Origin of the sequence: Rhodococcus sp. 27YEA15 (assembly GCF_049739425.1) — a bacterium.
GTDB lineage: Bacteria > Actinomycetota > Actinomycetes > Mycobacteriales > Mycobacteriaceae > Rhodococcus_F.
On the sequence record NZ_JBMHHW010000001.1, the window covers coordinates 4,551,248 to 4,567,548 of the forward strand.

Here is a 16,301-nt window from a genome sequence, read left to right on the forward strand (position 1 = left end):
GCCAAACTCGGGCCGTGGGAACTGGACTAACGATCACCGTGCGCGGAAAGCTCGCCATGCGCGCCGCAGCAGCGGCATCCTGGGCGTCGCAGAAAGCCGGTCGCGGCAAAGGTTCGATGATCGGTGGGCTGATCGCTCTCAAGATCGACCCGACGCTCATGACGCAACTCGGCCGCGGTAAGCGCACCGTCGTCGTCACCGGAACCAACGGTAAATCCACGACCACTCGGATGACGGCAGCAGCGCTGGCCACTCTCGGTGACGTCGCGACCCAGGCCGACGGCGCCAACATGGACGCCGGGATCGTCGCCGCACTGTCGCTGCATCCGGACGCGACACTCGCCGCGCTCGAAGTCGACGAACTGCACGTCCCGCATGTCGCGGACTTCGTCGATCCCGAAGTGATCGTTCTTCTCAACCTCAGCCGCGACCAACTCGACCGGGTCGGCGAGATCAACATGATCGAACGCAAATTACGAGCCGGCGTCGCCGCGCACCCGGAAGCGATCATCATCGCCAACTGTGACGACGTGCTGGTCACCTCGGTGGCCTACGACGCCCCCCACGTGGTGTGGGTGGCCGCAGGCGGCGGTTGGGCAGGCGACTCCGTCAGCTGCCCGCGCACCGGCGAGCCCATCGTTCGCGAGGGAACCCACTGGCGTAGCACCGGATCCGACTTCGCCAGGCCGGAGCCGGCGTGGTGGCTCGACGACGACAATCTGTACGGCCCCGACGGGCTGGTGCTGCCGATGACCCTGACACTGCCCGGAAAAGCGAACCGCGGCAACGCAGCCCAGGCCGTAGCCGCAGCCGTGGCCCTGGGCGCCGATGCCGCCGGAGCCGTCGCAGCTGCATCCACCGTTCAAGAAGTGGCCGGGCGCTACAGCACCGTCGAAGTCGGACCGCACTCCGTGCACATGCTGCTCGCCAAGAACCCGGCCGGTTGGCAGGAAGCCCTGTCCATGATCGACCCCACCGTCGACGGCCTCGTCATCGCCGTCAACGGGCAGGTGCCGGACGGCGAGGACCTCTCCTGGCTGTGGGACGTGAAATTCGAACACTTCGAAGGCGTGAAGGTGATCGCCGCCGGCGAACGCGGCACCGATCTGGCAGTACGACTCACCTACGCCGGAGTGGAGCACACACTCGACCCGGACCCTTTGCGCGCCATAGCGTCCTGCCCACCCGGCCGCGTCGAAGTGCTCGCCAACTACACCGCATTCCGCGACCTGAACACCGCCATCGCCAAGGAGACCCGCAATGTCTGACTCGACAGTGCGTATCGGTCTGGTACTCCCCGACGTCATGGGCACCTACGGCGACAACGGCAACGCCCTCATCCTGCGTCAACGACTACGCATGCGCGGCCACGACGCCGAAATCGTCGAGATCACCCTCGACGACCCGGTGCCCGATTCGCTCGACGTCTACACCCTCGGCGGCGCCGAGGACTCCGCCCAACGCCTCGCCACCCGCCATCTGGCCAAATACCCGGGCTTGCAGCGTGCCGCCGAGCGCGGCGCACCGGTGCTGGCGATCTGCGCCGCGATCCAGGTGCTCGGCAACTGGTACGAAACCTCGAGCGGCGAACGAGTGGACGGCGTCGGCATGCTCGACGTCACCACCTCACCTCAGGAGAAGCGCTCCATCGGCGAGGTGATCAGCACTCCCCTCGTCCCCGGATTGAGCGCACCTCTGTCCGGGTTCGAGAACCATCGCGGCGGAACAACTCTGGGTAATGCGGCGACCGGATTTGCCCGCGTCACTCACGGCGTCGGCAACGGCGTCGGCGACGGGCTCGAAGGCGTCGCACAAGGTTCGGTGTTCGGGACGTACATGCACGGACCGGCGCTCGCGCGTAACCCCGAACTGGCCGATCTGCTTCTGACACGGGCGCTCGGTGTGGACGAACTCGAGCCACTGCACCTGCCCGAGGTGGACAAGCTCCGCAAGGAACGCCTCGCCGTCCGCTGACATCTCGGTGGCCGCGGCCGTCACCGATCGACGGACTTCCTTCCTTCCGTGAGGTAGAGCTCCACACCCAACAATGCGGTACAGGCCAACCCCGCGATCAGTTCCGGCACCGGCGTGAATGTCGCGGCCAACACCACGGCGACGGTGATCGAGAACGGAACCAGAGTCCGTGCCGACGCGTCGTGCGGTCGGATGTGAATCAGCCACATCGCTGCAAGGAGCACCGCCACCGGCACCGTCACCGCGGCTCCGGTGACAAGCGCACTCTGATCACCCTCGTGTGACCAGAAGTCGACGCGAACGGACAGGCCTGCCCCGACCGCCGCTGCCGCCGCGAAGATGAAGTAGTGCCCGAAGCCCCAGACGAATACGGAATTGTTCTCGCCGGCTTCGAGTGCATCCCCGGCGCTGCGCTGAAAGTAGAGCCACCACAAGCTGAAGACGATCAGGACACCGCCGATCACCACGAAATAGACACTGCCTGCGGGGTGCTCCGACTGCACCGAATCATGAATGGCCAGAGTGGCGGCCAGAATGGTCTCGCCGAGCACGATGATGAAGAACAGCGAGTACCGTTCGGCCACGTGATGCGGATGCCATGGGGTCATCCCGGATCGCTCGGAGACTACCGGCACCGAAAATTCGAACAACGCCAAAATCACGAAGACCGGGATGGCGACTGCCGTCGGAACGAGAAAATAGAAACCGATCCAACCAAGTTGGACCACGACGATGCCCAGTGCATAGCTGCGAGCAGTCCGCGCCCGCTCCGCGTCGTTTCGCGCTACCCGAATCCACTGAATCACCAACGCAATACGCATGATCACGTAGCCGAGGATGCCCAACAGCAGGTCGCCCTCGAAGAACCGCTCGATGCCCGCCGCCATCACCAACACTCCGATGATCTGGACCAGCGTGAGCAACCGGGTGATGCCGTCGTCGTTGTCGTAGGCCGAGTTGAACCAGGTGAAGTTGAGCCAGGTCCACCAGATCGCAAAGAACGCCATCACGAAATATCCGACACCTGAGGCCGCGTGCCCCCCGCTCACCGCATGGTGCAGGCCCGCGGCAGCCTGGCCGACGGCCACCACGAAGCACAGGTCCGTCAACAACTCCAACGGGGTCGCAACTCGGTGCGGCTCGTGACGATCGCGGGGCACCAGCGGCCGTATGAACGACCCGATCCTAGTCATCAACGCACAGTAGCGCGACGATTGCCGGCGCGCATTTCCGGTGAACAGGTGAAAAATCAGCCGTCGAGCAGTTCCTGCACCAGCGGCGCGTACCTCATGACCACGTCGGCTTCGCTTCCGGTCGCGTGACCGGCCATCATCCGGCGCCGCATGATGGCAAGACCCACCACCATCGACATCGCCAACTCGGCCCGCAACCGCGCGTCAGGACCGGACAGACGCGCCGCGAGCGCATCGATGACCTGCGTCGAGTAGTTCTCACGCAGCTTTCGGTTGCTCTCCTCGCTGACTCCACTCATGAAGAGCAGACTCATCGACAACGGTTTGTACGATTCGAGGGGTTTGGCGAGCAGCGACACCATTCGCTCACCGAGCGCGTCGTCGGCGGCGTCGAGCAACGTGCGCGCGGCAGCTCTGAAGTCGACGAGTTCGTCGTACAACTGTTCCTTCGAGCCGAAGTACTTGATGATCAACGGCGCACTGACACCCGCATCCTCGGCGATGTCCTTGAGCGTGATCTCACGGTACGGCCGAGTCGCGAAGGCCTTGCCCGCCGATTCGACGATCTGTGCGCGTGTCTGTTCCGACGTTCGACGGGCGGACCCAGAGCCCACCATCAGGCGTTCCTGGACAGCTCACGACGTCCGGACAACGCCCGTCCGAGAGTCAGCTCGTCGGCGAACTCCAGGTCACCACCCATCGGCAGCCCCGACGCCAACCGGGAAACGGTCAGCCCGGGGATGTCGCGCATCATCCGCACCAGGTATGTCGCCGTGGCCTCGCCTTCCGTGTTGGGGTCCGTAGCGATGATCACTTCCGAGACGTCCACGCCGTCCTCCTGATTGGCGATGCGCGCCAACAGCTCTCGAATTCGCAGCTGGTCCGGACCGATCCCGGACAGCGGGTTGAGTGCGCCACCGAGAACGTGATAGCGGCCCTTGAACTCGCGGGTGCGCTCGACCGCCTGGACGTCCTTGGGCTCTTCGACGACGCAGATGACAGTGCGGTCACGTCGTGGATCTGCACAGATGCGGCACTTCTCCTGATCGGAGACCGTGCCACATACCGTGCAGAACTGAACCCCGTCGCGAATGCGCTGCAACGCGTTGTTCAAACGGTCGATCTCGGGAGGCTCGACGGAGAGGAGGTGAAAAGCGATACGTTGAGCACTCTTCGGCCCGACTCCCGGCAGTTTGCCGAGTTCGTCGATCAGATCCTGGACCGGACCTTCGTACACGCGAACTCGTTTCTAGAAACCGGGGAGACCGGGAAGGCCTCCGCCGAGCCCGCCGGCCAACGGGCCGAGTTTCTCGGCAGCCACTTCCTGTGCCTTGCGGGATGCGTCTTCGATCGCACCGATGACCAAATCCTGCAGGGTCTCCACGTCCTCGGGATCGACGACCTTGGGATCGATCTGCAAGCCGACCACCTCACCGGTGCCCTTGACCGTGGCCGTCACCAGGCCGCCACCGGCTTGGCCGGTCACCTCTGCCTGTGCCATTTCCTGCTGTGCTGCCATCAGTTGCTGCTGCATCTGCTGGGCCTGAGCCAACAGCGCAGACATGTCCGGCACTCCACCTGGTTGCACGAGGGGTCCTTTCTCACAGTGTTGTCCCACCAGCGTAGTCGGTGAGCATTACCGTGAGCAGATGCGCCGAATCCCGTCGAAAACGCCGACGCGGACGAACGTTGCTTCCGCCGGTGGCCGGACTGGCAGCCGTGGCCCTCTGCGCGGCCTGCACCATCGCCACCGGATCCGACATTCCGGCGACGACAACCCCTGAAACGCCCAACCCTGTGGCCGTCATCTCCCCCGACCGGCTGACGGGAAAATCGCTTTTCTCGACCCCGGCCACAGCGGTGCAAACGACGCGACGATCGACACTCGGGTACCCACCGGACGCGGCGGCACGAAGAACTGCCAGACCACCGGAACCAGCACTGATGCCGGATACCCCGAGCACACCGTCAACTGGGACGTATCGGCACTGGTGAAGCAGAGCCTCGAACAGCGAGGGGCCACCGTCGTTCTGAGCCGCCCGGACGAGGTGAGCATCGGGACCTGCGTCGACGCGCGCGCAATTGCAGCCAACAACTCCGGAGCCGATCTGGTGGTCGGCATCCACGCCGACGGTGCCGCTGCACACGAACGCGGCTTCCACATTTGCTACTCGGCGCCTGCGCTCAATCCGGTGCAGGCCGGACCGTCCGTTGCCCTGGCCGAGCGTCCGTCGATTCTGATCGAACTCGGTAACCTGCGCCATGCCGACGACGCCGCCCGCATGAGCAGCCTCGACGGCCGGCGCGATTACGCAATGGCCATCTCCGTCGGCATCGAGACGTTTCTGCCTGCCGACTGAGCCGACTCTGTGGACAGACCCACCCTGTCCCCAGGAGAAAATTCGGCCCACCGCACCGGGTGTCCCGCGAATACGGTCCGATCATGGCTCCGATACTCCAGGTAGACGTAGACGCACTTCGGCAACTTGCCATCGACATGGCCCACGCTGCTGACACGATCCACGAATTCGACCTCACCCAACCGGCCACGGGCGCCGCCGAAAGTCTCGAATCATCCTCTGTTGCAGCAATATCGCAGAATGTTTCGTGGTCGCTGCGCGAGGCCTATCGCCACCTGGCCGCCCTGGTCGACCAGATGGCGACTGGAACGGAATCCGCAGCGCGGATCTTCGAAGCCGCGGAACGCTCGTTCACGGGCGCACTGCGAAGAATCCACTGATGCGCCCCGGAATCTCCCAACTGCGACGGTGGTCACCGGACGAACTGCGAGATGTCGGTACCACACTGATCGCCGTCGACCGTGATGCCGAGGAGATTGTGAGGCAAGCGCGGCGAAACCTGAACGACGTCAACACCTTCTGGCTCGGACATGCCGCCGCGGCGGCCGCGATGCATTGGTCTACGGTGACTGTCGCGGCCCAACGACTATCCGTTGCGATTCGAACCGTGTCCGCCGTGTATTCGAGCACTGCCCACGAACTCGCCGATGCCCGCCGAACCGTGCTGGATCTGGTCGACGACGCCGTTCGCGGTCACGGCCTGACGGTCACCGACACAGGCGAGGTGATCACGCCGGAGCCTGACGACCCCACGACTCTCGCCGCGCTACTGCCGCACAACCGATTCCAGGATTGCGCACCCGAATTTAGGCGCAGGATCGCCGACGCTCTGGCGTCCGTCGACGAGACTGACCAACGCGCGGCCGAGGCCTTACGGCGAGCACTGCAGGACGTGTGCAGCCTGCTCGACGATCGAGCCGCACCGACAAACCGTTACGTGGTGGACGTGCTCGACGGAAACGCTTTCCTGCCCGACGATCCCGGTGAATTGAACAGGTTATGGCGCTCGCTCTCTCCCGGCGACAAGGAAGCGTTGGCCGCCTGGGATCCGGCCATCGGCCGCCGAGACGGAATACCCGCCGCCGATCGCGACTACTACAACCGCCGATATCTGATCACGCTCGAAGCCGGCGCCGATCCGACAGCCGCCGCAGCAGCCGGCGCCGTGCGGGACGAACTTCGACCCGACACCTTCCTCTTGTCGATCACGCCGAGCCATGTGGTCATTGCCGTCGGCGATCCGGATTCCGCAGACAACGTGGCCACTCTCGTTCCCGGAACAGGGTCCGGAATCAGCAGTGTCGGAACAGACCTCCAGCGCACGCGGGTCATGTTCGACACGGCCGGGACAATCGCCCCGACCGAAGCGACAGCGGTGATCCTGTGGTCCGGATACGAATCTCCCAAGACAATTCCCGAAGCCGGACGCGACAGCTACGCAGAGTCCGCAGTCGACCCACTCGATGCCTTTCACGACGGGTTGCGCGCCTCGCACGAGGGCCCCGTATCCCACAACGTACTCATCGGCCACTCGTACGGCAGCACGGTCATCGGTGCCGCATCGACCGGCGAGAACTCACTTGCCGTGGACGATCTGGTATTCGTGGCAAGCCCCGGCGTCGACGCTCATCGCGTGACCGACCTGCATCTGGACGGCGTCAGCGCTGCCGACCTGCCACGACGGGTGCACGCGACGACGGCATTCTGGGATCCGATCCGGCTGGTCCCACAGATACTCGGCATACACGGCTTCGATCCGGCCGACCCCGCGTTCGGCGCTCAGGTGTTCGCGAGTGCGCCCGGGCGCCCGGGAACAGACGTTCACAGCGACTACTGGGAACCAGGCAACACTGCGCTCACCGAACTCGGGCGCATCATCACAGGTAGTCCGCCGAGATAGTGTTCGGCTCGATCGTGGCCGAGGCAGCCGGTGACAGAGTCAGGTCCCTCGCCGTTCTCGTACCGAGCGGGGAAGATGCCCGTCTACCGAACCGCGGATCGGGGTTCGGTAGACGGGCCGGTTCGGTCGAATCAGCCGAGCTCACGCTTGAGGTTGCCCAGAACCTGAGCCTGAATGCGTTGCAAACCCTTCGGCGCGAAGGTCCGCTCGAAAAATCCACCGATACCGGTAGCACCCTTCCACTGCGTCAACGTGGTCACCGTCGTACCGGTTCCGTTGGGCGCCACGGTCCACGTGGTCACCAAAGTGGAGTTGGCATCCTTTTCCGTGATGACATTGCCGTCGACCGTCACAGTGGCCTTGACGTTGCGCGAACGCTTCTCCGTGGCCTTGAGCGTCCACTGCGCAACGGTGCCGTCGCCCTGGCCGCCCTCGAGCACCTTGTAGTCGAGGTACTGCTCGGAGAGGATCCGCGGGCGAACCGTTTCGTAGTCCGACAGCGCCGCGAGCACCTTGTCCGGCGCTGCCGTGACGACCACAGAACTCATTGCGTTGACCTGACCCATTGCCTACTGTCTCCTTAGATCGACCGATACCGAAAAACCTGGGTAGAAACTCGTGTCCATACTGCCCCGTCTGTACCGTTGCCTCGACAATCGAGTCCGCCGATGTGGGCTGGTTCACCTCGACGTCGCGCTTTGATCCCACGTTATGCAACAACTCGGGTCCAATTCCGGCATTGGACCCCCTCCGGATAGCTTGCCTACACAACTACCGATAGCGTCAGGGTGTGACTCTCTCACTCAATGGGGTAGTTCAGAAGCTCGCCCGAATCCGGACTCAGCAAAGCCCGGATTCCGATGCTGCGCGGGAAACGGGGTTCGAGCAGCACGAAGTCGGCGTCAATCGTCTGCTCGACTCCTACCGCGCCATCCCCGTCGACGCTCCTGTACGCCTCGCCAAGAAGACATCCAACCTGTTCCGAGCGCGTGCCAAGTCCACTGCGCCAGGGCTCGACGTCAGCGGCCTGGCCGGCGTGATCGCTGTCGATCCGCAGGCGAGAACCGCCGACGTCGCAGGAATGTGTACCTACGAGGATCTCGTCGACGCGACGCTCCCCTACGGCCTCGCGCCGCTCGTGGTCCCACAACTCAAGACCATCACCCTCGGTGGCGCGGTGACCGGTCTCGGAATCGAATCCACCTCGTTCCGCAACGGTCTCCCCCACGAGTCCGTTCTCGAAATCGATGTCCTGACCGGAAGCGGTCAGGTGATCACCGCGACCCCGGACGGGGAGCATGCCGAACTTTTCTTCGGATTTCCCAATTCGTATGGAACTCTCGGATATTCGACGCGTCTGAAGATAGCCCTGGAGCCGGTGAAGAAGTATGTGGCGTTGCGTCACGTCCGATTCGATTCGCTACGCGCCCTTCAGGACACGATGGATCGCATCGTCGTCGAACGCGAATACGAGGGCGTCGCCGTCGACTATCTCGACGGCGTCGTGTTCACCGAGACCGAGAGCTATCTCACCCTCGGAGTGCAGACCGACGACGACGGCCCGGTGAGCGACTACACCGACCAGAGCATCTTCTATCGCTCGATTCAGCACTCGTCGCGCGAGGAACCGAAAACCGATCGACTGACCATTCGGGACTATCTGTGGCGATGGGACACCGACTGGTTCTGGTGCTCGCGCGCCTTCGGCGCTCAGAACCCGAAAATTCGGCGCTGGTGGCCCAAACAGTATCTGCGCAGCAGTTTCTACTGGAAGCTGATCGCACTCGACCACAGGTACGACATCGGCGATCGGCTCGAAAAGCGCAAGGGCAAACCGCCGCGCGAACGTGTCGTCCAGGACGTCGAGGTACCCATCGAGCGCACCGCCGACTTCGTCGAATGGTTCCTCGAGGAAATACCCATCGAGCCGTTGTGGTTGTGCCCATTGCGACTTCGTGAACCAAGCCCGGCCGGAGCTTCGGCGCTGCGACCGTGGCCCCTCTACCCCCTCGAGCCCAAACGTACCTACGTCAACATCGGATTCTGGTCTTCGGTGCCGATCACGGCGGGCGAGCGCGAGGGTGCAGCAAATCGACTGATCGAGGAGAAGGTCAGCGATTTCGACGGACACAAGTCACTCTATTCGGATTCCTACTATTCGAAGACGGACTTCGAAGAGTTGTACTACGGAGGTGACCGGTACGTCGGACTGAAGGGCCGCTACGACCCGAATTCCCGTTTGTTGGATCTATTTTCTAAGGCGGTGCAACGTAAATGACCACGTTCAAGGACTCGAAAAACCAGGACAAGCTCTCCATCGCGGAGATTCTCGAGACGCTGTCCGACGGAAACCTGCCGCTCCGCTTCACCGCGTACGACGGTTCCAGCGCCGGCCCGAAGGACGCCGACTACGGACTTCACCTGAAATCCACCCGCGGAACCACATATCTTGCAACCGCTCCCGGTGATCTCGGAATGGCCCGCGCCTACGTCTCCGGCGATCTCGAGGCCGAGGGCGTCCACCCCGGCGATCCGTACGAGATCCTTCGCATCATGGGCGACGAACTGCACTTGCGGCGGCCCTCCGCGCTCACCCTCGCGAGTATCACGCGTTCACTCGGTTGGGATCTGCTGCGCCCGATCGCCCCACCGCCGCAGGAACACCTTCCCCGATGGCGGCGAGTGGCAGAAGGGCTGCGGCACTCCAAGACCCGCGACGCCGAGGTCATTCACCACCACTACGACGTATCCAACGCCTTCTACGAGCACGTTCTGGGTGAATCCATGACGTACACCTGCGCTGCATACGAAAACGCGGAACAGACCCTCGAGGAAGCCCAGGAGAACAAGTATCGCCTCGTATTCGAAAAGCTCGGACTCCAGAAGGGCGACCGACTACTCGACATCGGCTGCGGTTGGGGATCGATGGTGCGCTACGCCGCACGCCGCGGCGTCAAGGTGATCGGCGTGACGCTGTCCCGCGAACAGGCAGACTGGGCACAGAACGCCATCGAGAAGGAAGGCCTCGCCGACCTCGCGCAGGTCCGCTTCTCCGACTACCGCGACGTCACGGAAACAGGCTTCGACGCCGTGTCCTCCATCGGGCTGACCGAACACATCGGCGTCGGAAACTATCCGGCGTACTTCGAGTTCCTCAAGAGCAAGCTGCGCGAAGGTGGCCGCTTGCTCAACCACTGCATCACCAGACCCGACAATCGCAGCGGCGCCAAGGCAGGCGGATTCATCGACCGGTACGTCTTCCCGGACGGCGAGCTCACCGGTTCGGGCCGCATCATCTCCGAGATCCAGAACGTGGGACTCGAAGTGCGGCACGAGGAGAACCTGCGCGAACACTACGCGTTGACGCTGGCCGCCTGGTGCCAGAATCTCGTCGACAACTGGGAGGCCTGTGTCGCCGAGGTCGGCGAAGGCACCGCCCGCGTATGGGGCCTCTACATGGCGGGTTCACGTCTCGGTTTCGAGCGCAACGTCGTTCAGCTGCACCAGGTCCTGGCCGTCAAACTCGGACCAAAGGGTGAGGCGCACGTACCGCTGCGCCCGTGGTGGAAGGGCTAGGGGCGATCCGCCTCCGTGCGCCTTTTCGGTGGTTACCACTACCGAAAAGGCGCACTGGCGCCGCAGTGGCTGGGGATTTGCGTCTCCAGCCGCCACGGCGCAGCACCATTTCCACTCAGGCTGACTAGGCGGATTCAACTGATCGTCGCAACACCGTCCAGTGGGAGTGAGTATACTTGTTCAGCAAGGACTTCCGCGGGCGTTAGCCATTTGAGTTCTTTGCGAGGCCGATTGTTGAGCGCGTCAGCGATTGCATCAACTTCACGTCGATCGTATCGGGACAGGTCGGTGCCCTTCGGAAAATATTGCCGAAGAAGACCATTCGTATTTTCGTTCGTCCCACGCTGCCACGGACTGTAAGGTTCGCAGAAGTAGACACTGATCCCGGTGGCCGCGGTGAGGTCCGCGTGTCGCGCCATTTCCTTCCCTCGGTCCCAGGTCAACGATCGCCGGAGATGCTCCGGTAGAGGCAACAACGCCTTGGTCAGAGCATCACGGACAGCCTCCGACCCGTACCCGGACAGTGCCGGCCCGTTCTTCACGGGTGGTATCGTTCCATATCCGATCTTGCGCGGCAGGTGCAGCAGCACCGTGAATCTGCTGGTCCGCTCGACCACCGTGCCGATCGCCGAACGATTCAATCCAATTATCAAGTCCCCCTCCCAATGTCCCGCAATGTCGCGACTGGCGACTTCCTCGGGCCGCGCGTTGATGGTGACTTCGTCGGTGATGAACCCGGCCGGTCGCTGCCGCGCCCGGGCGCGAGGCCTACGCAACGCTCGCCCTGTCCGCAAACAGGTCACCAACTCCCGCTCCAATCCGCCGCGCCCTTCGATATAGAGCGATTGGTAGATCGCCTCGTGCGAGATACGCATCGACGTATCGTCAGGAAAGTCGATACGTAACCGATTCGAGATCTGCTGCGGACTCCAGGCAGTCGCCCACCGACGATCACGACGCCAAGGCTTATTTCGACCTTTCCATCCCGCGACGTCCGGTCCGGCGACCACTGTTCCGTCTTTGGCATAGACGTATCCGGAAAGCTTGTCTTGCACGTACTCTCGCAACCGTTCGTGCTCTGCGAGCTTCGCCGGCTTCGGGCGCCTCGCTGCGAGGTCGGCCTTCCATTGCGCGGTAGAGGCGCGGTACTCGATCTGCCCGCTTCGGGTGGCGGCGTTGCGTCGCAGCTCTCGCGAGATCGTCGACGGCGACCGCCCGATGTGGCGCGCAATTTCCCGTACGCCGATCTTCTGGGCTCGCAACATCGCAATTTCCCTCGCGCTCGGTGAAGGAAAGGTATCTCCCCGAGACCGGGGTCAGCTCAATGGGCGGCATACCCCCAGCGTGCCGGAACCACCGTGTGCCAACCGGTGCCGACACGCCGCATGCGATAGCAGCATCCTCGCTGGTGAGCCCCTTGACGATCTGCGACCAGAATGCCCGTTCGAGGTCCCTGCGTACCGGGGGACGTCCCGGTGACCGCATCACCGCTCGCCCGGTCAACGCTGCCGCCCATCCTGATGGTCGTCCCATCTAACACCTCCATTGTCGAGGTGTTGCGTCCACCGGTTGAACCTGGCCTATCAGCGGCACTGCAATGTCGCTGATAGTCGCAATCCTCGTACAGGTCCAGGCAATTCCGCACGACGCCTCGCTTGTATCAGCAATCCGAGAGTTGTTGCTGACGTACAAGTCCGGATCGAGAGTCGAGGAGGGGAAGAAATTCGCTCGCACCATGAGGTGTACTCATGGTGCGAGCGTCTGTTCGAACACCGACAAAGACCGATATGGAACCTGTCGGCGACGTTCGTCTGTGGATAGCCCTTGTTGTTGGTGCGGGTAAACCCGTTGTGCGCCTTTCCGGTGGCGGTAGCTACCGGAAAGGCGCCCAGGAACTACGCGCCCAGCGACGCCGGCGGGGTGAACCGAGGGCCGTACTGCGCAGCGAGTTCCTTTGCGCGAGCGACGAAGCCGGCCGTGCCACCCTCGTAGCCGACGATGAACTGGTGCACGCCACCCGTCCAGGCCGGGAATCCGATGCCGAAGATGGAGCCGATGTTGGCGTCGGCCGTGGTGATCAGGACGTTCTCGTCGAAACACTTCTGCGTCTCGATGGCCTCGATGAACAACATGCGGTCGATGAGGTCCTGGATCGGCGCATCCGACGTTCCGGGATTGAAGTTCTCCCGCAGCCCCGACCACAGTCCGGTGCGCTTACCGTCGGCGTAATCGTAGAAACCGGCGCCGCCGAGCTTGCCCTTCCGATCGAACTTCTCGACGAGGGTGTCGATGACTTCACCTGCCGGGTCGGCAGGCAGTTCCTTGCCCTCTGCCAGCAACGCCTCGGCGCTCTCCTTGCGAATCTTCTGCATGAGCGTGAGATTGAGTTCATCCGAAAGCTGCAGTGGCGCAGCGGGGTAACCCGCCTGCAGGCCGGCCTGTTCGATGGTGGCCGGCTCGACGCCCTCGGCGAGCATGCCGATGGCCTCGTTGATGAAGGTGCCGATGACGCGCGAGGTGAAGAAGCCACGCGAATCGTTGACGACGATCGGTGTCTTGCGGATGGCCTGCACGTAGTCGAACACCCGAGCCAACGCTTCGTCGGAGGTCTTTTCACCGCGGATGATCTCCACCAACGGCATCTTGTCGACGGGCGAGAAGAAGTGGATGCCGATGAAGTCCTCCTGACGCTTCACACCAGTCGCGAGGCCGGTGATGGGCAACGTCGAGGTGTTCGAGCCGAGCAGCGCCTTGGGATCGACGATGTCCTCGATCTCCTGGAACACCTTGTGCTTGAGGTCCTGGCTTTCGAAGACCGCCTCGATGACGAAATCGACGCCGGCAAAATCTGCCGGATCTGCCGTCGGGGTGATCTTGGCGAGTAGCGCATCGGACTTGTCCTGGGTGGTCTTGCCACGCGAGAGCGCCTTGGCTTCGATACCTTCGGAGTACGCCTTGCCCTTGGTCGCAGCTTCGATGGTGACGTCCTTGAGGACGACGTCGAAACCGGCCTTGGCGGAGACGTACGCGATGCCCGCGCCCATCATGCCTGCGCCGAGAACGCCGACCTTCTTGATCGTGGTCTTCTCGACGCCGTCGGGACGCGATCCGCCGCCGTTGATGGACTGCAGGTCGAAGAAGAAAGCCTGGATCATGTTCTTCGCCACCGGGCCGGTGACCAGCGAGGTGAAGTAGCGGGCCTCGATGAGCAACGCATTGTCGATGTCGACCTGCGAGCCCTCGACCGCGGCGGCCATGATGGCGCGCGGTGCAGGCATGGGGGCACCCTTGAGCTGCTTACGCAGATTCGCGGGGAACGCCGGAAGGTTCGCGGCGAAGGCCGGGCTGGACGGAGTTCCGCCGGGAATCTTGTAGCCCTTGACATCCCACGGCTGCACCCCGCCTTCGGGGTTGGCCTTGATCCATGCCTTGGCGGCAGGTACCAGCTCCTCGATCGAACCGACGATCTCGTCGACGAGGCCGACTTCCTTGGCCTGCACCGGGCCACGCTGCTGGCCCTGCAGCAGGACCTGCATGAGGGCGTTCTGCAGGCCGAGCATACGCACGGTGCGCACGACACCGCCGCCGCCGGGCAGTAGGCCGAGTGTGACCTCGGGCAGACCGATCTTGCTGCCCTTGACATCTGCGGCGATGCGGTGATGGGTGGCAAGCGCGATCTCGAGCCCGCCACCGAGTGCCGCGCCGTTGATGGCGGCAACTACCGGCTTGCCGAGGGTTTCCAGGCGACGCAGGTCTGACTTGATGGCGACGCTGTGCGCGTAGATCTCCTCGGCCTGCTCGGGACCGACCTTGATCATGTTCTTGAGGTCGCCGCCGGCGAAGAACGTCTTCTTGCCGGACGTGAGAACGACGCCGGTGATGGTGTCCTTCTCCGCGACGAGACGGTCGACGGTGGTCTTCATGGACGCTATGTACGCGTCGTTCATGGTGTTGGCGCCCTGGTTGGGGTCGTCCATGGTGAGCACGACGATACCGTCGGCGTCTTGTTCCCAGTTGATGATGTTCTGATCAGTCACTTGCTCGACTCCTGGTAGGCCACGTTGGTGGAGGGACGCCGCGTCAGACGCGTTCGATGATGGTGGCAACGCCCATGCCGCCGCCGATGCACAAGGTGATGAGGGCGCGCTTGCCGCCGCGACGTTCGAGCTCGTCGACCATGGTGCCGAGGATCATCGCACCGGTCGCACCCAACGGATGGCCCATCGCGATGGCGCCGCCGTTGACGTTGAGCTTCTCGTCCGGGATGTTCAGATCCTTCTGGAACTTCAGAACGACGGAGGCGAACGCCTCGTTGATCTCGAAGAGGTCGATGTCGTCGATCGTCAGACCGGCTGCGGCCAACACCTTCTTGGTCGCCGGGGTGGGGCCGGTGAGCATGATCGTGGAATCAGCGCCGCTGGTGGCGGTGGCGACGACGCGGGCACGCGGTGTCAGGCCCATGTCCTTGCCTACCTGCTCGCTGCCGACCAGTACGAGCGCCGCACCGTCGACGATGCCCGAGCTGTTGCCACCGTGGTGGACGTGGTTGATCTTCTCGACCCAGTGGTACTTCTGCAGCGCCACCGCGTCGAATCCGCCGATCTCGCCGATCACGCCGAATGCGGGTGCCAGGCCGGCGAGGTTCTCGGCTGTGGTGCCCGGACGCATGTGCTCGTCGTTGTCGAGGACGGTGATGCCGTTGACGTCCTTGACCGGCACGACCGACTTGGCGAAGTATCCGCCCGACCACGCCTTGGCTGCGAGTTCCTGGGAACGGACGGCGTATGCGTCGACGTCGTCACGCGAGAAGCCTTCGATGGTGGCGATCAGGTCTGCGCCGACGCCCTGCGGAACGAAGTAGTTGTCGTAGTTGGTTGCCGGGTCCAATGCCCACGGCCCACCGTCGGATCCCATGGGAACGCGCGACATCGACTCGACGCCACCGGCGATGACCAATTCGTCCCAACCGGATCGCACCTTCTGAGCTGCGGTGTTCACGGCTTCGAGACCCGAGGCGCAGAAACGGTTGAGCTGCACACCGCCGACGGTGTCCGGAAGTCCGGCGTCGTTGACTGCTACGCGCGCGATGTCCATTCCCTGGTCGCCGACGGGGGTGACGACGCCCAGGACGAGATCGGAGATACGATCCTCGTCGAGATCGGGGAAGCGTACGCGCAGTTCCTGGATCAGACCCGTGACCAGCGAAATCGGCTTGACCGAGTGCAACGACCCCGTCTTCTTGCCGCGTCCTCGCGGGGTACGGATGGCTTCATAAATGAATGCCTCTGTGGTCACTGT

15 protein-coding genes and 1 pseudogene are annotated in these 16,301 nt (G+C 63.4%); 7 read left to right on the forward strand and 9 right to left on the reverse strand.

Features of this window, described 5'->3' with window-relative positions:
- Window positions 1-14: 14 nt before the first annotated feature.
- Window positions 15-1,268 (forward strand): MurT ligase domain-containing protein, encoded by a 1,254-nt coding sequence (locus ABH922_RS21335; protein ID WP_424808817.1) that lies wholly within the window; start codon window positions 15-17, stop codon window positions 1,266-1,268.
- Entirely contained in the window at window positions 1,261-1,974 is a 714-nt protein-coding gene (locus ABH922_RS21340) for a type 1 glutamine amidotransferase (RefSeq protein ID WP_424808818.1), read from the forward strand. Before ABH922_RS21335 ends, ABH922_RS21340 begins: the two co-directional genes overlap by 8 nt.
- A 20-nt stretch (window positions 1,975-1,994) precedes the next feature.
- On the opposite strand, the gene ABH922_RS21345 is transcribed toward ABH922_RS21340, so the two are convergent.
- The 5 genes from ABH922_RS21345 to ABH922_RS21365 are packed head-to-tail and all read right to left on the reverse strand — an operon-like array spanning window position 1,995 to window position 5,131.
- Window positions 1,995-3,167 (reverse strand): low temperature requirement protein A, encoded by a 1,173-nt coding sequence (locus tag ABH922_RS21345; RefSeq protein ID WP_424808819.1) that lies wholly within the window; start codon window positions 3,165-3,167, stop codon window positions 1,995-1,997.
- Between the two features lie 56 nt (window positions 3,168-3,223).
- Window positions 3,224-3,784 carry a TetR/AcrR family transcriptional regulator gene (locus tag ABH922_RS21350; protein WP_424808820.1) on the reverse strand — a complete coding sequence of 187 codons (561 nt, stop codon included), beginning with the start codon at window positions 3,782-3,784 and terminating at the stop codon, window positions 3,224-3,226.
- Window positions 3,784-4,404 carry a recombination mediator RecR gene (gene recR, locus ABH922_RS21355; protein WP_424808821.1) on the reverse strand — a complete coding sequence of 207 codons (621 nt, stop codon included), beginning with the start codon at window positions 4,402-4,404 and terminating at the stop codon, window positions 3,784-3,786. Before recR ends, ABH922_RS21350 begins: the two co-directional genes overlap by 1 nt.
- Window positions 4,405-4,416: 12 nt before the next feature.
- Window positions 4,417-4,755, reverse strand: coding sequence for a YbaB/EbfC family nucleoid-associated protein (locus ABH922_RS21360; protein ID WP_424808822.1), 339 nt, complete (start codon window positions 4,753-4,755; stop codon window positions 4,417-4,419).
- A gap of 13 nt (window positions 4,756-4,768) precedes the next feature.
- A complete protein-coding gene (locus ABH922_RS21365) occupies window positions 4,769-5,131 on the reverse strand; it encodes a hypothetical protein (RefSeq protein WP_424808823.1) in 363 nt (120 codons plus the stop codon).
- Between ABH922_RS21365 and ABH922_RS21370 the strand changes: the two genes are divergently transcribed.
- The 3 genes from ABH922_RS21370 (at window position 5,045) to ABH922_RS21380 (ending at window position 7,427) form a co-directional block, all read left to right on the forward strand.
- Window positions 5,045-5,527 (forward strand): N-acetylmuramoyl-L-alanine amidase, encoded by a 483-nt coding sequence (locus ABH922_RS21370; RefSeq protein WP_424809751.1) that lies wholly within the window; start codon window positions 5,045-5,047, stop codon window positions 5,525-5,527. The two genes, ABH922_RS21365 and ABH922_RS21370, sit on opposite strands and share 87 nt — an antisense overlap.
- Window positions 5,528-5,610: 83 nt before the next feature.
- Window positions 5,611-5,907: a hypothetical protein gene (locus tag ABH922_RS21375; RefSeq protein ID WP_424808824.1), complete on the forward strand. Its 297-nt coding sequence runs from the start codon at window positions 5,611-5,613 to the stop codon at window positions 5,905-5,907.
- Complete coding sequence (locus ABH922_RS21380; protein WP_424808825.1) at window positions 5,907-7,427, forward strand: alpha/beta hydrolase; 1,521 nt, start codon at window positions 5,907-5,909, stop codon at window positions 7,425-7,427. Before ABH922_RS21375 ends, ABH922_RS21380 begins: the two co-directional genes overlap by 1 nt.
- A gap of 131 nt (window positions 7,428-7,558) precedes the next feature.
- Here ABH922_RS21380 and ABH922_RS21385 read toward each other — a convergent pair whose 3' ends face one another.
- Complete coding sequence (locus ABH922_RS21385) at window positions 7,559-7,993, reverse strand: SRPBCC family protein (protein ID WP_424808826.1); 435 nt, start codon at window positions 7,991-7,993, stop codon at window positions 7,559-7,561.
- A 266-nt stretch (window positions 7,994-8,259) separates the two neighbouring features.
- Here ABH922_RS21385 and ABH922_RS21390 point away from each other — a divergent pair, with 266 nt between their 5' ends.
- Complete coding sequence (locus tag ABH922_RS21390) at window positions 8,260-9,705, forward strand: FAD-binding oxidoreductase (protein ID WP_424809752.1); 1,446 nt, start codon at window positions 8,260-8,262, stop codon at window positions 9,703-9,705.
- Window positions 9,702-11,003: a class I SAM-dependent methyltransferase gene (locus ABH922_RS21395; protein ID WP_424808827.1), complete on the forward strand. Its 1,302-nt coding sequence runs from the start codon at window positions 9,702-9,704 to the stop codon at window positions 11,001-11,003. Before ABH922_RS21390 ends, ABH922_RS21395 begins: the two co-directional genes overlap by 4 nt.
- 134 nt (window positions 11,004-11,137) lie before the next feature.
- On the opposite strand, the pseudogene ABH922_RS21400 reads toward ABH922_RS21395, so the two are convergent.
- From ABH922_RS21400 to ABH922_RS21410, 3 genes and pseudogenes are all read right to left on the reverse strand, one after another.
- Window positions 11,138-12,536 (reverse strand): annotated as a pseudogene (locus ABH922_RS21400) (IS30 family transposase).
- A 362-nt stretch (window positions 12,537-12,898) separates the two neighbouring features.
- The gene (locus ABH922_RS21405; protein ID WP_424808828.1) at window positions 12,899-15,040 is read right to left on the reverse strand and encodes a 3-hydroxyacyl-CoA dehydrogenase NAD-binding domain-containing protein; all 2,142 of its coding nucleotides are present in this window, start codon (window positions 15,038-15,040) and stop codon (window positions 12,899-12,901) included.
- Window positions 15,041-15,083: 43 nt separating this feature from the next.
- Entirely contained in the window at window positions 15,084-16,298 is a 1,215-nt protein-coding gene (locus ABH922_RS21410; RefSeq protein WP_424808829.1) for an acetyl-CoA C-acetyltransferase, read from the reverse strand.
- Between the last annotated feature and the right edge of the window lie 3 nt (window positions 16,299-16,301).